This is a genomic window from Fulvivirga sedimenti (assembly GCF_020328055.1).
In genome coordinates, this window is sequence record NZ_JAIXNE010000003.1 from 471845 (window position 1) to 490285 (window position 18441).

General features: G+C 44.9%; 15 protein-coding genes and 1 tRNA gene. 8 read left to right on the plus strand and 8 right to left on the minus strand.

The genetic code is table 11. The annotated features are described in order from the left end of the window. Window positions 1-45: 45 nt before the first annotated feature. From LDX50_RS14360 to LDX50_RS14375, 4 genes are all read left to right on the plus strand, one after another. Window positions 46-3033: a T9SS-dependent choice-of-anchor J family protein gene (locus LDX50_RS14360; protein ID WP_225697993.1), complete on the plus strand. Its 2988-nt coding sequence runs from the start codon at window positions 46-48 to the stop codon at window positions 3031-3033. A 44-nt stretch (window positions 3034-3077) separates the two neighbouring features. Then, window positions 3078-4139, plus strand: coding sequence for a D-alanine--D-alanine ligase family protein (locus LDX50_RS14365; protein WP_225697994.1), 1062 nt, complete (start codon window positions 3078-3080; stop codon window positions 4137-4139). A 61-nt stretch (window positions 4140-4200) separates the two neighbouring features. Beyond that, window positions 4201-4998, plus strand: a complete 798-nt coding sequence (locus tag LDX50_RS14370) for a PASTA domain-containing protein (RefSeq protein ID WP_225697995.1) — start codon at window positions 4201-4203, stop codon at window positions 4996-4998. Beyond that, the gene (locus tag LDX50_RS14375) at window positions 4998-6902 is read left to right on the plus strand and encodes a T9SS type A sorting domain-containing protein (RefSeq protein ID WP_225697996.1); all 1905 of its coding nucleotides are present in this window, start codon (window positions 4998-5000) and stop codon (window positions 6900-6902) included. The genes LDX50_RS14370 and LDX50_RS14375 overlap by 1 nt, the downstream gene beginning before the upstream one ends. Before the next feature lies 1 nt (window position 6903). Here LDX50_RS14375 and LDX50_RS14380 read toward each other — a convergent pair whose 3' ends face one another. Beyond that, window positions 6904-8013 (minus strand): site-2 protease family protein, encoded by a 1110-nt coding sequence (locus tag LDX50_RS14380; protein ID WP_225697997.1) that lies wholly within the window; start codon window positions 8011-8013, stop codon window positions 6904-6906. A gap of 222 nt (window positions 8014-8235) precedes the next feature. On the opposite strand from LDX50_RS14380, the gene LDX50_RS14385 reads away from it, so the two are divergent. Both LDX50_RS14385 and LDX50_RS14390 read left to right on the plus strand, forming a co-directional pair. Next, window positions 8236-9366 carry a tetratricopeptide repeat protein gene (locus LDX50_RS14385; RefSeq protein ID WP_225697998.1) on the plus strand — a complete coding sequence of 377 codons (1131 nt, stop codon included), beginning with the start codon at window positions 8236-8238 and terminating at the stop codon, window positions 9364-9366. Between the two features lie 62 nt (window positions 9367-9428). Beyond that, window positions 9429-10730: a GntP family permease gene (locus LDX50_RS14390; RefSeq protein ID WP_225697999.1), complete on the plus strand. Its 1302-nt coding sequence runs from the start codon at window positions 9429-9431 to the stop codon at window positions 10728-10730. Here LDX50_RS14390 and LDX50_RS14395 read toward each other — a convergent pair. Beyond that, complete coding sequence (locus LDX50_RS14395; protein ID WP_225698000.1) at window positions 10727-11353, minus strand: HAD family hydrolase; 627 nt, start codon at window positions 11351-11353, stop codon at window positions 10727-10729. The genes LDX50_RS14390 and LDX50_RS14395 overlap by 4 nt on opposite strands. Before the next feature lie 154 nt (window positions 11354-11507). Between LDX50_RS14395 and LDX50_RS14400 the strand changes: the two genes are divergently transcribed. Continuing rightward, a tRNA-Ile gene (locus tag LDX50_RS14400) sits at window positions 11508-11581 on the plus strand. Window positions 11582-11936: 355 nt separating this feature from the next. On the opposite strand, the gene LDX50_RS14405 is transcribed toward LDX50_RS14400, so the two are convergent. From LDX50_RS14405 to LDX50_RS14430, 6 genes are all read right to left on the minus strand, one after another. Continuing rightward, window positions 11937-12545, minus strand: a complete 609-nt coding sequence (locus tag LDX50_RS14405; RefSeq protein ID WP_225698001.1) for a TMEM175 family protein — start codon at window positions 12543-12545, stop codon at window positions 11937-11939. Between the two features lie 23 nt (window positions 12546-12568). Further along, window positions 12569-13090, minus strand: coding sequence for a hypothetical protein (locus LDX50_RS14410; RefSeq protein WP_225698002.1), 522 nt, complete (start codon window positions 13088-13090; stop codon window positions 12569-12571). Between the two features lie 74 nt (window positions 13091-13164). Next, window positions 13165-15540: an ABC transporter permease gene (locus LDX50_RS14415; RefSeq protein ID WP_225698003.1), complete on the minus strand. Its 2376-nt coding sequence runs from the start codon at window positions 15538-15540 to the stop codon at window positions 13165-13167. Between the two features lie 273 nt (window positions 15541-15813). Then, a complete protein-coding gene (locus LDX50_RS14420; RefSeq protein WP_225698004.1) occupies window positions 15814-16350 on the minus strand; it encodes a DsrE family protein in 537 nt (178 codons plus the stop codon). A gap of 30 nt (window positions 16351-16380) precedes the next feature. Beyond that, window positions 16381-16728 carry a putative quinol monooxygenase gene (locus LDX50_RS14425; RefSeq protein WP_225698005.1) on the minus strand — a complete coding sequence of 116 codons (348 nt, stop codon included), beginning with the start codon at window positions 16726-16728 and terminating at the stop codon, window positions 16381-16383. 210 nt (window positions 16729-16938) lie between these two features. Then, complete coding sequence (locus LDX50_RS14430) at window positions 16939-17307, minus strand: hypothetical protein (protein ID WP_225698006.1); 369 nt, start codon at window positions 17305-17307, stop codon at window positions 16939-16941. A 118-nt stretch (window positions 17308-17425) separates the two neighbouring features. On the opposite strand from LDX50_RS14430, the gene LDX50_RS14435 reads away from it, so the two are divergent. Further along, window positions 17426-18334 carry an alpha/beta hydrolase gene (locus LDX50_RS14435; protein WP_225698007.1) on the plus strand — a complete coding sequence of 303 codons (909 nt, stop codon included), beginning with the start codon at window positions 17426-17428 and terminating at the stop codon, window positions 18332-18334. Window positions 18335-18441 lie beyond the last annotated feature (107 nt).

The window sequence follows — 18441 nt, forward strand, 5'->3', positions numbered from 1 at the left end:
CGAAATACATATAATTTATCAATCAGCCTGTTAATAACAGGCTTTTTGCTATTTATAAGCACTACAACATCTTTCGCCCAGGAAAAGTGTGCCATCAAGTCTTTCCAGGAATTGCAGAAAAATCAAAACTACGGCTACGAGGATCCAGCGCAATTTGAATCGTGGATGCGGGAAAAACTCAGGCAGTTAAGATCAAGGGAAGCCAATGAAAACCAGCCTCAATCAGCTCAACAGGTTATCACCATCCCGGTAGTCGTTCATATCATCAATGAAGGCGAGCTGATTGGCAATGGGACCAATTTGGCTGAAGAACAAATACTCTCCCAGATTGAGGTACTTAATGAAGATTTCAGACGCCTGAATGAAGACCGCGTCAATACCCCGTCTGTGTTTGAACCGGTAGCGGCAGATATCGAAGTGAATTTCGTACTCGCCGCCCGGGACCCCGAAGGTCTTCCCACGAATGGCATTGTTCGCAAGCAGGGAGACCGGAATATCTGGCAGCTCGCCGACAACTATGCCCTGAAAAATCTAAGTTACTGGCCGGCAGAAGATTATCTGAATATCTGGGTTACCGATCTGAATGATAACTACCTGGGTTATGCCCAGTTTCCTGTTTCCAGCCTTGCCGGGCTCGATAACGGCAGCGAATACCCATTCACGGATGGAGTAATTATTGACTACAGAGCTTTCGGGTCCAAAGAAAAATACCCGCCGGCCAATCTTATTAACCAGTATAACCTGGGACGAACCACCACCCATGAGGTCGCCCACTACCTGGGGCTTCGACACATTTGGGGCGATGGGGATTGCAGCGACGATGATTTTTGCGAGGACACCCCCCGTCAGGGCAACCCAAATTCAAATATCGGCGAACCATGTACCTTCCCGGGACCAAATAGCTGCAATACAGGACCGGGTGACCTGCCCGATATGTTCCAGAATTATATGGATTATTCAAATGATGCCTGCCTCAACCTTTTCACTCAGGACCAAAAAGACAGGATGCGTATTGTGCTCGACAATAGTCCGCGCCGACTGAGCCTTCAGTCTTCACTGGGAGCTGTTCCCCCTGTTATCGTCGCCAACGATATGGGGGTTCGGTCCATTGGTAGTCCGTCTGATTTCGTATGTCCCGGTCCCCTTATCCCGATGATCGAAGTGCGAAATTATGGCACGAATACAGTGAATTCTTTTGTTGTTGATATTGCAAAAAATGGAACTGTAATCGACACAAAAAATGTGAATGTCACCTTAGCTCCAGGCGAGATAACAACCGTTGAGATGCCGGTCGTTGAGTTTACTGGCGAGGGTGAAATATCCTTTTCCATCACAGGTGTAAACGGCGGATCTGATGGGAACCCTTTGAACGACAGCAAGTCAAAATATATTCAGGTATCTGATGAAGCATCAATCTCTATTGATTTGAATTTCAGCACATTACCAAATGATTGGATCATACAAAATCCGGACGGCCTGAGTACCTGGGAGCTCCAGCAAGCCGACAACGGAAACGCAATGAACCAGAGTCTTTACCTGAACCTTTTTGATTACGAAAATTATGGTGAACTGGACCTTTTCATTTCACCGGTAATTGATCTTACCGATGCCTCCCAGGCTTCACTTATATTCGATGTTGCCTATAGCGGATACCCCAGTGTAGATGCTAACTTCGAAGGCCTGATGATCACCGCCACCAGCGATTGCGCTTCTCCGATTTTCGCCAGCGACACGGTCTATTATAAGGTGGGATCAACATTGCGAACTGCCAGTTCAAGGACTTCACCTTTCACGCCCAGCGGACCAAATGACTGGCGTACCGATGTGGTAAACCTGACTCCCTACCTCGGCACAAAGGTGCGACTTGCATTTGTTGGAATTAACGGATATGGAAATAACCTCTATATCGATAATGTTCGTCTGGACATCGGATCATCAGTCCGTTTGCTTTCACCGGGCCCTTCCTATTGCGCTGATCGCACTGTTCCGCTTACCTTTGGAGTGGTGAACACCACTACAGAAACCATCAATTACTTTGAGCTTGATCTTCGTATCGATAACCAGCCCCAGGGTGTTTATGTATTCAACGGCAATCTGGCTTCGGGTGAAGAAATACAGATAACGACCGACATGCCGGAGCTTGCGCGAGGGTACCATTCTCTTTTTGCACAGGTGCGTAATATTAATAATTCGGGGGTCGGACTGGGTGAAAGCGGTGAATTAAGCCGGAGTTTCATTGTAAGCGACAAAACTGTTGAATTGCCAGTCCGCGAAAGTTTTGACAATTATGACCCTGAGGATCCTGCTGCCTGGCTTCCACTAACCCAGCCACCAACTACAGGATGGGAGTTGGTCTCTACCGGAAGCGGCCCTGCCATGGCTCTTTTTAATCAGAATAATAATAATCCCGGGGATTTCGATTACCTGATCGGTCCGAAATTTTCGTTACGTGATGCCGATAATGCCTTTATAACCTTTGACCTGGCGTATAAACGGGTAAATAGCACCTCCGATTCCTTCAGCGTACTTTTATCTGATGACTGCGGAATTAGCTATGACATCGTTCTCTTTTCAAGAACCGGTTCGGAGCTCGGCAATAATGATTTCAACGGACAGGAAGTTCCCGCATTACCACAGGATTGGGAGAAAATCACCATCAACCTGACACCTTACCTGGGGCAGGAAGACCTTAACATCGCCTTTCTGGGAGTGAACGGAAATGCCGGGGCAATATTTGTCGATAACATAGAATTCTTCGTGAGCAATCCGGTCGTTTCTGAAAACGGGACTCTTTTTCCCAACCCTTCAGTCAATGGACGCTTTAAGCTCACCTTCAATCTGCCTTCAAAAGAAAATGTGTTCATGCGTGTGATGGATTTAAGCGGTCGCGTGGTTAGTGAATATGAGTTTTCCGGGGTTCTGAATCAGACCTATGAATTCGATATGCAAGAGCAAAAACAGGGGGTCTATGTTATTCAGGTAAAAGGGGAAACTTTTTCCTTTGCAAAAAGGCTGATTCATGCGATATATTAATGAAAAGTGCATTATCTTGAGGGTTAATTTTATTTTTTACTTATATGAGCAAACTGCACGTAGCCGTACTTTTTGGCGGAAAATCAGTTGAACATGAGATCTCGATCAACTCAGCCAGAAATATTTTTGAATTTATAGACCGGTCGCGTTTTGAAGTATCCCTTATCGGCATATCCCGTACAGGCGGATGGTATCTGAAGAAGGAAGTAAACGCTGATATTTCGAGCGGGGAACCGCTGCGTCTGAATATGTCAGGTTCCCGCAAGGGTTTTATGCGCCTGAATAATGAAATCCTACCGATTGATGTGGTTTTCCCGGTTCTGCATGGAACAGATGGTGAGGACGGAAGCATTCAGGGTCTCCTGACTTCGTTCGAGATAACATTTGTTGGTACAGGTGTTCTTGGTTCCGCAATGAGCATGAGCAAGCTTTATACAAAAAGACTTCTCGAAGCATCCGGAATTCCGGTAAGTAAATTCCTTACCTATTCTTTTGAAGACCGGTCATCAATCCGATTCGATCATATTGAAAAAAACCTTGGTTTACCATTCATGATCAAGGCCGCCAACCTGGGTTCATCTGTTGGTGTATTTAAGGTCAAGGAAAAAAAGGGTTTTGAAGCAATAGTGGATGAGGTCTTTAAATTTGATCATACGCTGCTTTTCGAAGAGTTTGTGGAAGGCAGGGAGCTCGAATGTGCGGTTATGGGGAACCGGGACGTGAAGGCCTCACTTCCAGGCGAGGTTGTGGTAAGTTCAGATTATGAATTTTATACCTATGAAGCAAAATACCTCGATCCGGAAGCTGCGAAAATTGTGGTTCCGGCAGACATACCTGAAGATATCGCTGAAAAGATCCGGCAGCATTCCATTAAAACATATAAAACCCTCCATTGTGAAGATTTTGCCCGGGTAGACCTTTTCCTGAAAAAGGACGGAACCATCCTGATCAATGAAATTAATACGATTCCCGGATTTACAAATTCGAGTATGTTCCCGATGATGTGGAAGGAAAGAGGAATTTCATTTCAGGATCTGATCAGTCAGCTTATCGAACTGGCTATGGAACGGCACGAACAACGGAAACGGATCGTGAAGTCAAGGTGACAGACGGTTTATTTTTTACGAAGGCAAGAATTACATAATTTAGAGCGTTATTTCTCAAATCATGAATATTTTTTCAAATAATATAAAAGCATTACTGATCAACCTGGGCATCATGAGTTTGCTGCTCCTGGGTGCACTGCTTATTTTCTTCTTTGTCTATTTACCAAATAAAACCAACCACGGCGAGACCGTGACGGTACCTGACCTGGAAGGCATTCATATGGATAATGTTGAACAGTATGTTGTACAACGGAACCTTCGTTATGAAGTCAATGATTCGGCATATTCAGATGATTTCCCTCCTCTGACCATTTTGAAACAGTACCCGAAAGCTGGCTCCAAGGTTAAGGAAGGACGAAAAATATTCATTTCTGTAAATCGTGTGAACCCGCCTTCAGTACCGGTGCCGGATCTGGTAAACCAGTCCTCACTGCGAAATGCAGAGGCCGTCCTGAAGAGCAATGAATTACGCAGGGGAAATATTGACTATAAGCCAAGTCCGTTCCTCAACCTGGTTCTGGAAATGTACCATGATGGAAAGATCATCAAAGCCGGGGACAGACTCCCCAAGGGCAGTGTGATAGACCTGGTGGTGGGTAACGGGTTTGCCCGTTCCAACATCCCTACTCCCGATCTGATCGGACAGAATTATGAAGATGCCACATTTATTATTCTGGGCTCCAGCCTTCAGGTGGGACAAGTCTCCCTTGAGGTTGACACCGCACGGACAAGGGCCGTGATCATCCGTCAATCACCCAAGGCCGGAACTGAGATCAAAATGGGGGATCCTATTGACCTTTGGCTGGGAAATCCGGCCGATACCGTTAGAAATGAACCACAAGCGATGCTGAATAATTGATGAAAAGAATCATAGCTTTTATCGTCCTGCTCACCCTCCCAATGATGACATTGCGGGCTCAGATAAAGCTAATTCCGATTCAGCAAGCGCAATATCAAAAGGCCGAAAACAAAGAAAGCAAATCCGGGATATCGGCTAAAACAGATAATCAGCCATTGATACTTCCGTTTTGGGAAGATTTCTCTGCCTCACGCACACTGGATCCGTTAAAGTGGCAAAACAGTGAGAATGTCTTGTTGAATGACGGACTCACCTTCACCCCTCCCAGCCTCAATGTGGCTAGTTTCGACGGACTGGATGCCAATGGCCAACCCTATGGCAGCGGTTCTGTCAGCGGATTGGTTGACAGCCTCTCCTCTACTACAATTAATCTGAGCGGCTATTCATTTGCCGATGACATTTACATGAGTTTCTTTTATCAGGCGGGCGGACTAGGGAACATGCCGAATGACGGTGACGATTCCCTGCGTCTGGAGTTCCTCAATAACCAGGGAAACTGGATCACCGTATGGCCGGTCGCCGGGGAAACTATTATGGATGGTGATTGGCATCAGGAAATTATTCCAATCAGCTCCTCTCAATTCCTTCATTCCGGATTCCGTTTCAGGTTTCAGAGTGTTGGAAACCTGACAGGAATGTTTGATATCTGGAACCTTGATTACATTTACATCAACCGTAACAGAAACCCCACGGATAGGTCGTATCCCGATCGGGCCATTAATGAACCGTTGTCTTCTTTCGTGTCAAATTATTTCGTAGTGCCCTACGATCACTATTTGGCCAGTCAAAATATTGAGCCCTATTTCTGGATCCGAAACCTTGTTACAGGCGTATTCAATCAGAATAAAGCCTATAAATACTTCTTCAATTATCAAATTGATGTGACAGATACATTGGGAAATACTTTTCAGTTTTCCGACAGTGAATTTGTTGAACCACTGGAAAGTCCGATCGGTATCGGGGAGACGGAACAGGTTGTCATACGGGAACCATTGGCTGACTTTGGTGGAATAGATGGCGGTGATTCTGCCAGAGTTTCCATTGAGATCATCCTCGATGCTGAAGACAACCGTCCGATCAGTGATGCCGGAGATTATGATCCTTCGAAATATGCGCCCATAGATTTCCGGATCAATGATACGCTCAGGTCCACTTATTTCCTTACCGACCTCTATGCGTACGACGATGGTACAGCGGAGGCAGCAGCAGGGCTTAATTTTGCGGCCGACAGACTGGCGGTTCAATTTGAATTGCTCCCGGACAGCGGGAGAATCACCGCAGTTGATATGTACTTCCCCTTTATCGGAAGTGAACCCGCCGGAAAATCGGTTGACCTGATTATCTGGAATGATGATGAAGGTGTACCTGGCGATGTTTTGTACCGTCAACAAACAACCATTCGGCGTGAAGGCGGACTGAACAACTTTGTTCGGTATGAACTGAACCGTTCTGTAAAGGTACAGGGCACTTATTATGTAGGGTATCGCCAGAATACGAACGGTGAACTGGGTTTAGGATTGGATTTAAACACCTTCTCGGGCACAAAAATGTTCTTTAACCTGGACATCCAGTGGGAAGAAAATTCACTTGTACCGGGAAGTCTCATGCTCCGACCCGTCTTTGGAAAGGTGGACGATGTAATTGTTGGTAATGACCCATTGATCTCGGAAGAATTACAGCTATGGCCGAATCCCAGCACTGATGGGAACTTCTATTTGAGGGGCAACGTGCACTCATGGACCGTGATGGATATCACAGGAAAATCGATGAAATCAGGAAATGTCACACCGGGTCTCGGTGATCCTGTGCTGGTGGATCTCAGCACTTTCCGGTCTGGATTGTATATTCTGCAGGTAAGGCTTTCCAATGGCCAGTATCAATCCCTGAAGATCTTCAGAAAATAATTCAGCCAATTATGAACGGTGCAGGGCTGAAGGATATCACAAAAATGAGCAAGGCAATCCAACCCAATATCTGACGAGTCCTGTTCAGCGGTTCTTCATCCGTCGCTCGGGGATGTTCGATGCCAATCAGGCGACTGATCATGAATGCAAACAGCAGCCAACCGCTGTAGCCCACAAGCTCAGGATAGATCATAGGAATGAGAAACTGCGCGGTAAACATAATCAGGGCGTACATCAAAGTAGTCTGCGGAGGTTTCTTGAAACTCCGTAACACATAATAGAGAAATCCCACATACAGCGGCGCCCAGAGGAGCTCTTCCTGCGTATCATTCGGAGTGAATAATCCAAGTCCGGCATAAAACAGAAATGCCGAGAAAATAATCCTCGCCACATACGAATGAGGCTTCCACCCTATTAGTCCGTACAGCACATGACCGCCATCGAGCTGTCCTATGGGCAGTAAATTTAATGCTGTAAAGAACAAGGCGAGGAATCCTGCAAATAGAAACGGATAATGTATAATTTCATTGGCCGGGGGAATGAAGTCATCCGTTCCTGGCAAAGTTTTCTCCATGGCCAGATACAGTAGATTCTTTCCTATAGCCAGATTGATCACCGAATCGGAGTCTGCCATCGCCGCGCCCTCCTGAATGCCTGATTCCGCATATTCCGGATGGATTTCATACAGATAGGATTGATCAGGTAAATGTGTGAAGCCGTATGCGAGTGAAAGAACAGCAATCACAAATCCGGCCAGCGGTCCTGCAATACCAATATCAAAATATTTCTTTTTCGACTGAATCTTTTCCCTGATCCGGATAATTGCTCCGAGCGTTCCGACAAGGAAAAATGGGGGCAGTGGAATATAGTAAGGCAGGGTTGTATCTACGTTATGCTTACGTGCAGTGAAGTAGTGCCCGAATTCATGAACTGTAAGAAACCCAAGGAATGGCAGGGTAAAAAGTAAACCTTCCTGAAAATCCTTCCAGGTAAATTCGGTGAATCCCGGGAGTTTACCGCGCATCCAGTATTCCCCGGAAAGAGTGACTGTAACGAAGGTTGTAAGAAACAATACCAGCTGAATGATGTAGATGCGCTTAATTCCTTTCATATATCAACACCTCAATTATACGTGCAAACAATACGTGAAACAATGTTTCCATCATTTCATTAATCAACAAAAACCGGTTTTTGTTTGTAATTTCCGGTAATCTCCCCCCTCAGGGGATGCAACTATCAAAAACACGATTTTGTTGTACACCATATGGCGCGTTTATTCATTATTGTTCTTTTTCTTCTGTGCACTTTAGATGTTTCCGCACAAAAACTGCTTTTGGCGGAACAAAAGTTTGATGAGGGATTAATCCACTGGGCGCAGCGTGATTACAGCGAAGCGTTGAAATATTTCAATGATGCCATCCGAATTTATCCGAGGCTTGAAGAAGGATACCTGTACCGCGCGGATTGCAGGGCAGCACTGAATGACAATGAGGGCGCTATACAGGATTATATCCTGTACTTAAACTGGTTCCCCGAAAATCGGGAAGCCCTGTTTTCCTACAGTGAGCTAAACTACAGGCAGGGGCATTATGAGCAGGCCAGGGATGGATTCCTCCGCCTTAAAAAGCTGCCGGGGGGTGTCACCAACAGGGTTTATTACCGGCAAAAGGCCAACGAGGAAGGGGTCGAGGGTATTTTCACCACACAAACCAATGACCGGAGTTTCCTTGATAATTACCTTGGCCTCACCTACCGCGGAACCGGTCAGCTTGATAAAGCCATCTCCTATTTTGATTCTGCATTGTTTGTTCAACCGGAAAACTCAGACTACCTGACTAACCGTGCTGTTACCTACCTTGCCATGGGCATGCGCACAAAAGCGGAACAGGAATTGCGCAACGTTCTTATCATCGATCCCGGCCATACGATTGCAAAAAATACGCTGGCTATGATGATCGACGAGGAAGGCGACTCCCGCAAAGCCATTGAATTCTATTCGGAAGCTATCGCTGACAATCCGAATTCTCCCCATGCTTACCGAAGCCGTGGAAGGGCCCGGCTGCTGACCGGCGCCAATGAAGCCGCACTAAAAGACTTTAATGAAGCTATTGAGCTTGACCCCGACGAACCCACTACATGGCTGAACCGGGGGATAGTCCTGATGCGGCTCAGGTTTTACGAGGAAGCCTTTGCCGATTTTTCAAGGGCCATAGAACTGCGGCCTAATATGGCTTCAGCCTACCTCAACCGGGGCAATGTATTGTATCAGCTTGAGGAATATGGGAATGCCCTGAACGACTATGAGGTGGCACTGATGTATCAGAAGGACTATCCTCTTGCGCATTATCATAAAGGTATTACTCTCTACAATCTTGGTCGTCTGGATGAGGCCTGTAAAGAGCTCACAAAGGCCACAGGGTTATCCGTTGCAGCGGAGGCCAGACGCCGCATCTGTCCGGAATAAAACGCGCTGAGCATTGTTCCATGGGCTGATTTGATTATTTTGAATTCTATTAGCCCTGCCGAATGAGCCCGATTATTGAAATACTCCTTCTTCTTGCCGGTGTTGTTGCCGGGATTATTTTATCGATATCGGTGTTCCGGCTGCATCCGGCGATTGCCCTCGGACTGGCGGCGATTATTACAGGGTTTGTACTGGGTTTTGATATCCCAACCATCATGAATGCCCTGTACTCAGGATTCAGAAACGTGGTTTTAGGAGTAGGTATTGTAATTATCCTGGGCGCGGTTCTTGGCACATTGATGGAGCATTCGGGAGCCATGGACACGATCATCTCCTATGTATTACGCATTTTTGGAAGGGATAGACCACTGACTTCCCTTTCGGTTCTTGGCCTTGTGGTTGGGATACCGGTCTTCTGTGATTCCGGGTTTATCATTCTTTCAAGGGTTGCGAATGGCATGGCGGATCAGAACGGGATAAAACGACGCTATACGGCCATGGCACTGGCAGGCGGACTCTATACGGCCCATACCTTGATCCCGCCTACACCGGGACCTGTGGCAGCGGCCGGAAATTTAGGAATGGGCGGTGAGCTGGGTCTGGTTCTCGGAAGCGGCTTGCTGGTAAGTATCCCGATCCTGTTGGTACTGATTATGGGCACAACCTGGTTATCGAGAAATCATCGTCAGCAAACCATTGGACATCCTGAAAATCTTGTTCCTCATGCCGCATTACTCCTTCCGGTACTTGCCGCCATGATTTTAATTTCGCTGGGATCCGTTGCTTCCGCCCTGCATGAGGGTGAATTACCGCTGTGGATGAGTATTGTAGTACATCCGGTCACTGCCCTTTTCATCGGAACCATGATCGCATGGTTTCAGATCGGTGTTGAAAAAAGGAAGTTTACGCTTTGGAAGAAAGGTACTGCAGACGCGCTGCCGATTGTTTTGATCACCGGTATGGGGGGTGCTTTCGGACAAGTCCTGAAAGAAAGTTCATTATCAACCTCGTTGTCCGAGACATTTATCACCTCCGGCGGAACATTCGCTCATTTGTTGCTGATAGGATTTACAGGCGCGCTGATCATTAAAACTGCCCAGGGTTCGAGTACTGCGGCAATTGTAATTACCAGCTCAATTTTATTTCCGCTTACTGGCGGGTTATCCGGTTGGGAAACGGCGTTGCTGATTAGTGCAATCGGGTCGGGAGCAATGGCGATCTCCCATGCCAATGATTCCTACTTCTGGGTTGTTTCGAAATTTTCAGACCTGTCGGTACGCGAGAGTTACCAGTATTTCAGCGTGCTTACATTGGTGCTGGGGCTGACGGGCTTTGTTTCCTGCTGGATTTTATCGTTGATTTAGAGCAACCTGGAGCTGATGAAATCGGGAAGTGTATTGATATCCGTGAGATGATGCGTCTGGATACCCATTTCACCGGCTGCACGGATATTGAAGGGATTATCATCGATAAACAATGCCTGGGCACCCCGGATATCATGTTCAGCCAGTACGGCCTGATAAATGGCCTGATCTGGCTTTCGCAGTCCCATGCGGTGGGAATAATGTGCTTTTGTAAAGAACTGATCCAGTTCCTCGTAACCCATCTCCTGAACTTTCGAATGCACATAGCGCAGGTGGATATCATTGGTATTACTCAAAAGGAGAACTACATACTTTTCTGCCAGCTCCTCCAGCAAAGGGAACCTGTCTTCCGGAAAATCAAGAATCATCTGGTTCCAGGCCCAGTCGATCTGTTCATCGCTCACATTTGCTTTAAGAATCTCCCTCAGTCCGTCACGAAATTCAGCGTCGGATATAAAGCCCTGTTCATAGCGCAGCGGTATAGGATGGTGCAGCATTTCCTTCCAGTTAACTTCTGACTGTGGCGCCAATTCCTGAAATGCTTTAAAAGTCCGGGGCATATCCAGGTTGATCAGTACTCCACCCAGGTCGAAAATAATATGTGTCGGCTTGTTATTATCCACTTTTTGTTTTGTTTGAAAATACTATACAAATATGTAACATTGCAGTCACTTAACAAGTGAAAGGTGAAGATGAGCATAGCTCTCATCACCGCACGGCAGTGTGGAAATAGCGTTTGGGTCTATTCCCTATTCCCTATTACCCATTAGCTGCTCCGGGCCTATAGCTCAGTTGGTTAGAGCACCTGACTCATAATCAGGTGGTCCCTGGTTCGAGCCCAGGTGGGCCCACCTTCGCCCGCCATAGCTTTATACTGCTATGGCGGGCATTTTTATGCTCTTTTTGGCGGGCTATGGTGGGCGCAGCCCACTTCTTAGAATCAAAGCGAAGGCGGGAAAAAAGCCGCGACATAGTCGTGGCTTTTTTAGTTTGAGGATGCAGCAACAGGATACAGGAGTTTTGAGTGGAACGTTATTAATTTCCACCTGGGCGAGAAGTTTACCCTGAACTTGTTTAAGGATACCCACCTTCGCTTTGGCCTCAGTGGGCGAAGCAGGATACGGTTGTCTGAAAATGATTTATACTCACCAGGGCGAGAAGCCTGTCTGCCGGAGCCTTCTCTTTGATGCTTAATCCAGGTGCCTGTTAACTTTGGTTCTTGTTCCGAAAAATTATACCATAAATAACAGGAATAAAAATAAATATATAGGTACCTAAATGAATGTTAAAAGCTGCAACCGGGATTGCAATTGCGCTAATTATCGGAATTACCAGAATTTTATAAGCAATGTTTCTCTTCATGTTCCTGTCCACGGGAAACTTGAGATATTCGTTATTCGCTGTTAAATAATTCCATATGAAAAAGAGGGTAATACCCGTTATGATATGTGCCATTGCAAATATTCCCACAACAAAAAAATCATATCGGTACAATGATTTCAATTTGGAAATAAAGGGTATCAGGGAAATTGAAAACAGAAAAATGATATTTAAAACTATAATTGTCCGATTAACAAAACTCACCACATTGAAAATACGATGATGGATGATCCAGTAAATAGCGACGATCAGAAAGCTGGTGACATACGCAATTAAGGCAGGTTCCAGTTTTATTAAGAACGCCAACAAGCCATCCTGATTAAAGTCATGATCATCAGGGATATCTATTCCCAGGACCAGAAGTGTCAACGCAATTGCTATTACGCCATCACTTAAAGCATTAAGCCGCTCAGGACCAGTCTTTTCATCTTTCATTTCCTTCCACTTTATATTAATTCTTAATCAGTTGATTTTTCACCTTCGACCGCCTTGTACAATCCCTCAGATATATCAATCTCTGTATTAACAATGTCATCGATATGTTTCTGAAATTCAGGGAAGAACAATTCTCTGCGCAATTTCCAGAAAAGCCTAAACCCGGGCTGGTCCTTTACGCCTACGGCAGCCTTTGTAATTGATTCTTCTATGTGTGAATCGAGTGTTCCTTGCTGACTTAAATAGAAACTGTTTTGAAATGTCAGAAACAGGCCATGCAAACTGATGATTACCTGAAATCTTTCTTCAGAAGTTAATGAATCAGGATTTGCCATGAAATTATAGAACAGACTGCTTGATTGCTGATTATTCCCCATTTCAGTATACCATGAAGAAATGGTAGCGACCGTACTCGCAGCTGTTGCCGACTTTGTCGCCTTGGTGTTTTCTGTAAACTGAATACCGACAAAAATCAGTGAGATGACAATCGCTACGGCACCTACCACCTCGGTGACGATACTTATTTTCTGAAGTCTGTTTTCCATATTTCTCTTTGCTGCAGGAATCTTGTTGAACAGATAAGTTAGTTACAATACTACAACATCGCAATAGACAACTATCACTCCCCTCTCAGCACAGTTGAAGGATTCTTATTGGTGGTGACTGTTATCTGATACGTGAGCGTCAAAGATATCAGCATAAATAGCAATCCTCCCGAGAGTAAAAAACCTGTACCATTGATTGAAATATGATAGGCATAGTTAGCCAGCCACCCGTTCATAAGCCAATATGCCAACGGAAAAACGATGATCATCGATACCAGCGCAAGTATCATATACTCACGGCTTAATAACCGTAACGAATTTAACCAGTTGGAGCCGAGCACTCTTCTTATCGCCAGTTCTTTAAGCCTAAGTTTGATGGTATAGGCCATCATTCCGTAAAGACCGATAAATGCAATCAGTATGGCCAAAAAAGTGAAGGATGATATCAGTTTTAACTGTTTCTTTTCCTGAAGGTACTGTTGCTCCAACTCGTAATCAAGATTGCTGATTTCCAGGGGCTGGTCGGGGAAGGTATTTTTCCATAAGTCTTCAATCGAGCTATACAACCCGAAATGATCATCTGAATTTATTTTAACCAGCATATGGCGAACCCAGAGCGGTTCATAAGTGATGACTACGGGTCTGATTTGCTCATTCAGACTTTCCTGGTGAAAGTCTCTAATCACACCCGTTACAGGTCCATGCTGCAGGCTAAAATCTCCAATGGACCAGTTGATTTGCTGACCGATAGCCTCCTCAGGACTCCATCCCAACTTTTTACAGGCCGATTCATTAATGAGATAAGCCCGTTGCTTGGTTGCAAAGTTTTCCCACAAAACAGAATCCGGCTGATCTGTCGACTGCTGCAAATATTGCGGCAACTGACTGCCGGCTATAAACTCAATTCCTAATAACTCAGGGGCATTCAGATCCATTACCTGCATATCGGCAGAGATAGTGTTTTGCTCATCACCCAAAACCGTGACAGGCCCCTGATCTTTTACCGGCACAGAAGGCACCTCCATAACGGCCGTAAGATCGAGCACCCCGGATATCCTCTTCAATTCATTTTTAAAGCTTTTATATTTACGCATCACCTCTCGGTTATTATTCCTGAGAACCAGGATCTGATCACTTTCATAGCCGAGATTTTTCTGTGTCATATACGTGAACTGCCGTTGTATAATTACCATGCTGGTAATTAATAAAAGCATTGCCGAAAACTGCAGCCCTAACAAGATATACTTTTGTACACTCTTGTAACTGGCGGATGGTTTAAACCAGTTGCCGATCTGCCCAAAATCTATACGCATCATTGACAAGCCTGTAATTAATGCAGAAACGAGGGAAATAAGACCCGTCAGTGCAATCAGGCCTAAAACCATTTCCAAATAGGAAAACACAAGGCTGTGCCCAACAAATTGCTCAAAATATTTCAGGCCTGTTGTAAAAACTACGAGAGCGATGGCAGCACTGAAAAGAGCAATAATCAACGCCTCCAATACCATCTGAACTTTCATTTCTCCTTTTGGAGCCCCGAAGCTTTGTCTTAGTCCGAATTCCTTGATACGTTCAAGTGACTGTATGGTGTTGAGGTTTATGAAATTGACGGTTCCAATAATCAGCAAAAACAAACCGACAAAAATGAAGATGACGACGTACTTTATATTTCCATTGGCGACAATCTCCCTGCTCAAGTTGGAATGAAGATGAATGGAAGTAAGCGGTTGAAAATTTACAGTCAATTTATCTTCATCAGCCAAATTTTCATGGTCAGCAATGAAATCCGGCATTTTCTCCTGAATGGATTGAATATCGGCTTTATCTTTCAGAAGCATGTAAACATATGCCCAGCCTGTCCGTTCGTTCTCACTGTTAATGCTGGTGAGTAGTGTGATGGGTAAATGCGTATTTGATGGAGGGTCCTTTATGACTGCACTAACTTTGTAGGTTTCTTTGATGCCCAAATCATTGGAAATCTCCATGGTCTCACCAATTGGATCTTCACTTCCAAAATATTTTTGTGCAGAAGTGGTGGTTAGCACTACGGTATATGGTGTTAACGATTCTGCCAGGCTGCCTTTAACGATCTCAAAATCGAACAGATCGAAAACCTCCTTATCCACGGCATACGCATAGTTTTCTCTGAAATTATTACTGCCGATCTGAATGTCCCTGGTTCTGAAAGACTGAAAACGAACTAATTTATCAATCTGTGGAAAGCTGTTAGGCAATTCATTTACCCAGGTCTGGTTCATCCGGGCCCACTGGATGTCATAACCATTGGCATTTTGAAACCGATAAGTGACACGGTAAATCCTATCCACATTTTTATGGTACTTATCGAAAGACATTTCATGGGACACATAAGAAAAAATAGCCATGCAGATTAAAAAAGTCAGGGCCATTCCAAACACATTCATGGCTGTAGTCGCTTTCTTCCTCTTCATGCTACGCAGAATCACCCGAATGTAACTCTCGTACAGCGACCTGTAAAAACGGGGGCTGTTAAATGAAAATGGTTGCATAAACTGTACTACATTAAGCAGGTAAAAAATCGAGGCAAGTACTCTCCCATACTTGTGTTGATGCCGGGCAAAAGCTCAAACAGATTACCGTCGACAGCTTCCAGGAGCTCTTCAATTTATAAATATGCAATAACTTCTCCATTTTACTCAATCGTACTTATAACATTGACTATATAATTTTCAACCTTCCCAAAGTTACAATACGAACAACTTATAACCTTTACCCATCAGATCGGTAGTGGCCGTAAATCTGGATACGGCCATTTTGATACCCGGATATATGTCGCCGGGAAGCAGGTTTTGCTTCATCATGGACTGACCGCAGACGATAACCTGAATGCCGTTTCTTATAAGCTCCTCAAGCAGGGCGGCGTTCGGATTTGTCTGATCAAACCGTTGACTGTAGGTTGCGTCAGCCATCGCAATTGCAGTAGAACTGGAATAAACCACGATGGCCAGTTGAATATTTTCTCTGGGTACTCCTGCGTAAATGTGGAGATTATACATCCGGGCAGCGTAATCCAGCATATCGGCTACCTGGGTCTTGTCGGAATACCTGTGCCCCAGCTCAATCACAAATTTGTACTGCGCCGCGGGATCCGGTTTTTCGGCCTCAAAAGGGACCGGGTTCACTCCGCCATATCCCTGAACAGCCGGAAATACGATCTCCTGGGCCTGGGAAAGAGCAACTGAGAAAATTATCAGAAGGAGAAGAATAAAATGTTTTTTCATAGGATTATGGATGGTTCCGGGTACACCGTTTTAATTAATACCTGCGGCAAATTCATAATATGTGATATTCATTCCTTCCAGCGCATTTTTAAGTTCCTGGGTAGGACTTCCGAATATATCAAAAGACATATCACACAATTCAAATAACGCAACCACCAGTTCTCCCAGATTGGCAATATGCTGGAGGCCCGCTTCTGCATTAATATAACGCTCATGAACTATGCATACGGTGTTGTTTTCATTAAAATACCAATCGTATTGTAATGTTCCCTTATCCTTTTGTTTCACCATTTCAATACAGGAATGGGCCAGCGTTTTAAACTCATCAATTTTTCCTGGCTTAATATTCAAATGGGCGATTACCTGAATCTCTGTCATTATTAATAAATTAAATGTTAGTGATGGGTGCGTAAAAATAAATGTGGGACTTAAGATTCATTAAAAATATAAAAAGAGATAATTTTTAGTTCTTACAGCCAAAACCTCTCCGGATTTTTAATCATACTCCCCAAACCCCCTTGCTTAGGGGTAAAATAGTCACCTATGCGGACAGACCAAAATCCTTCTTCAGTTTCGTCATTGCCCCGTCTATTCATGCAGCTTGATCCACTCAACAGAATCCGCCGTTGTAAATTTAAAAACCAGCGATTTACTGTTGAGGGTCCAGAATCCGAGATTTGATTCATCGATAACATAATAAATATACTCTCCATTCGTCCTGTCGGGCTTTCCCAACAAATCAAGGATCTGTGTTTTCGAAAGCGTTCGAAGCGAATCACTGTATAAGACCTCCATATACATTTCTTCCCGAAAAGGATAGTTCCCTTCCCTTTTCATCTTCCATTTCTTCCAATCCAGGCCCACCTCCGTAACCGTTTCAACCGAAGATTCCGTTTCCCGATCGCTGCAGGCGATCATTCCGAACAAAAAAAGTATCACCAACACACTGTTTTTCATGAGTAGAAAATAGAAAATTTTATCAGTATTAATTCGTAATGCCCCTTCTTTCTGAATAAATTCTTCCCGATCACATCAAATGTTTAACTATTACGTAAAAAAAGGAAACCCTTCCATCATGATCATACGAACATTAGTCTTATTCTTTTGCAGCCTGCCCTGTTTTCTTCTTGCGCAAAGCAGGGAGTTTAACGACCTCCCCTACATTAACGGGCTACCGGCTGAAGACAGCCTTCGCCGGTTAAACCTTGTAATTCCGCAAAATGTGAAATCTCCTGCCCCGCTTCTTATCTGGATCGGAGGCGGCGCCTGGTCCTATGTCGACCGAAATGTGGAAATGGACCTGGCCCGTAAAATTGCGGAAGAAGGAATTGCCGTGGCCTCCATCGGCCACAGGCTCAGTCCGGCCACATGGCGCGACCCCTCCCTGAATTCGGGCATACAGCATCCCGCACATATGCAGGACCTCGCAGCTGCCGTGAAGTGGCTGTATGATCATGCAAGAACCTACGGTATCGACAAGAGCAATATATTCATCGGCGGCTTTTCTTCCGGCGCACATCTTGCAGCGCTCATTACCATGGATCCGGATTATTTAAAGGCCGCAGGATTACCATCAGACCTGTTCAGGGGTGTGATCCCAATTTCCGGGGCTTTCGACCTGGTGGACTACTACAACGCATTGTTAAACAGTGACAGACCTGAACTTGCAGAACTTCATGTTCAGGCCGTATTCGGACCAAACAAACAAGATCTGATCAGTGCCTCGCCTGTTACATACCTGGATAACCTCTCAATACCTATGCTGCTTATAAGCGATATAACTGTGCAGAACTATACACGCCTCTTTGAAGAGAGGATTCAACAGACAGATTTTCGCAACATCCAGGTAATCTATGCAAATACACTGACCCATGCTGCGCTGTGGAAAAACATGTCTTATGAAGAGGAAAGCCCATACCGCAATTATGTAATTGATTTCATCCGCCAGAATTACCGGGATCACCCGACATCAATAGCTAAATAACATCAGCATAGCCTGAATTATTTAAGAACAAACAGCAAACGGATTTGATTTTCACAATCAGCATTTCATGAAGTGAGTGTGATTGATTTGTTGAAATTATTAATCAC

Excerpts from the sequence above, each read along its gene's own strand:
- LDX50_RS14365 (WP_225697994.1), top strand. The coding sequence starts at position 3,078 with ATGAGCAAACTGCACGTAGCCGTACTTTTTGGCGGAAAATCAGTTGAA.
- LDX50_RS14370 (WP_225697995.1), top strand. The coding sequence starts at position 4,201 with ATGAATATTTTTTCAAATAATATAAAAGCATTACTGATCAACCTGGGC.
- LDX50_RS14375 (WP_225697996.1), top strand. The coding sequence starts at position 4,998 with ATGAAAAGAATCATAGCTTTTATCGTCCTGCTCACCCTCCCAATGATG.
- LDX50_RS14380 (WP_225697997.1), bottom strand. The coding sequence starts at position 8,013 with ATGAAAGGAATTAAGCGCATCTACATCATTCAGCTGGTATTGTTTCTT.
- LDX50_RS14390 (WP_225697999.1), top strand. The coding sequence starts at position 9,429 with ATGAGCCCGATTATTGAAATACTCCTTCTTCTTGCCGGTGTTGTTGCC.
- LDX50_RS14405 (WP_225698001.1), bottom strand. The coding sequence starts at position 12,545 with ATGAAAGATGAAAAGACTGGTCCTGAGCGGCTTAATGCTTTAAGTGAT.
- LDX50_RS14410 (WP_225698002.1), bottom strand. The coding sequence starts at position 13,090 with ATGGAAAACAGACTTCAGAAAATAAGTATCGTCACCGAGGTGGTAGGT.
- LDX50_RS14415 (WP_225698003.1), bottom strand. The coding sequence starts at position 15,540 with ATGAAGAGGAAGAAAGCGACTACAGCCATGAATGTGTTTGGAATGGCC.
- LDX50_RS14420 (WP_225698004.1), bottom strand. The coding sequence starts at position 16,350 with ATGAAAAAACATTTTATTCTTCTCCTTCTGATAATTTTCTCAGTTGCT.
- LDX50_RS14425 (WP_225698005.1), bottom strand. The coding sequence starts at position 16,728 with ATGACAGAGATTCAGGTAATCGCCCATTTGAATATTAAGCCAGGAAAA.
- LDX50_RS14430 (WP_225698006.1), bottom strand. The coding sequence starts at position 17,307 with ATGAAAAACAGTGTGTTGGTGATACTTTTTTTGTTCGGAATGATCGCC.
- LDX50_RS14435 (WP_225698007.1), top strand. The coding sequence starts at position 17,426 with ATGATCATACGAACATTAGTCTTATTCTTTTGCAGCCTGCCCTGTTTT.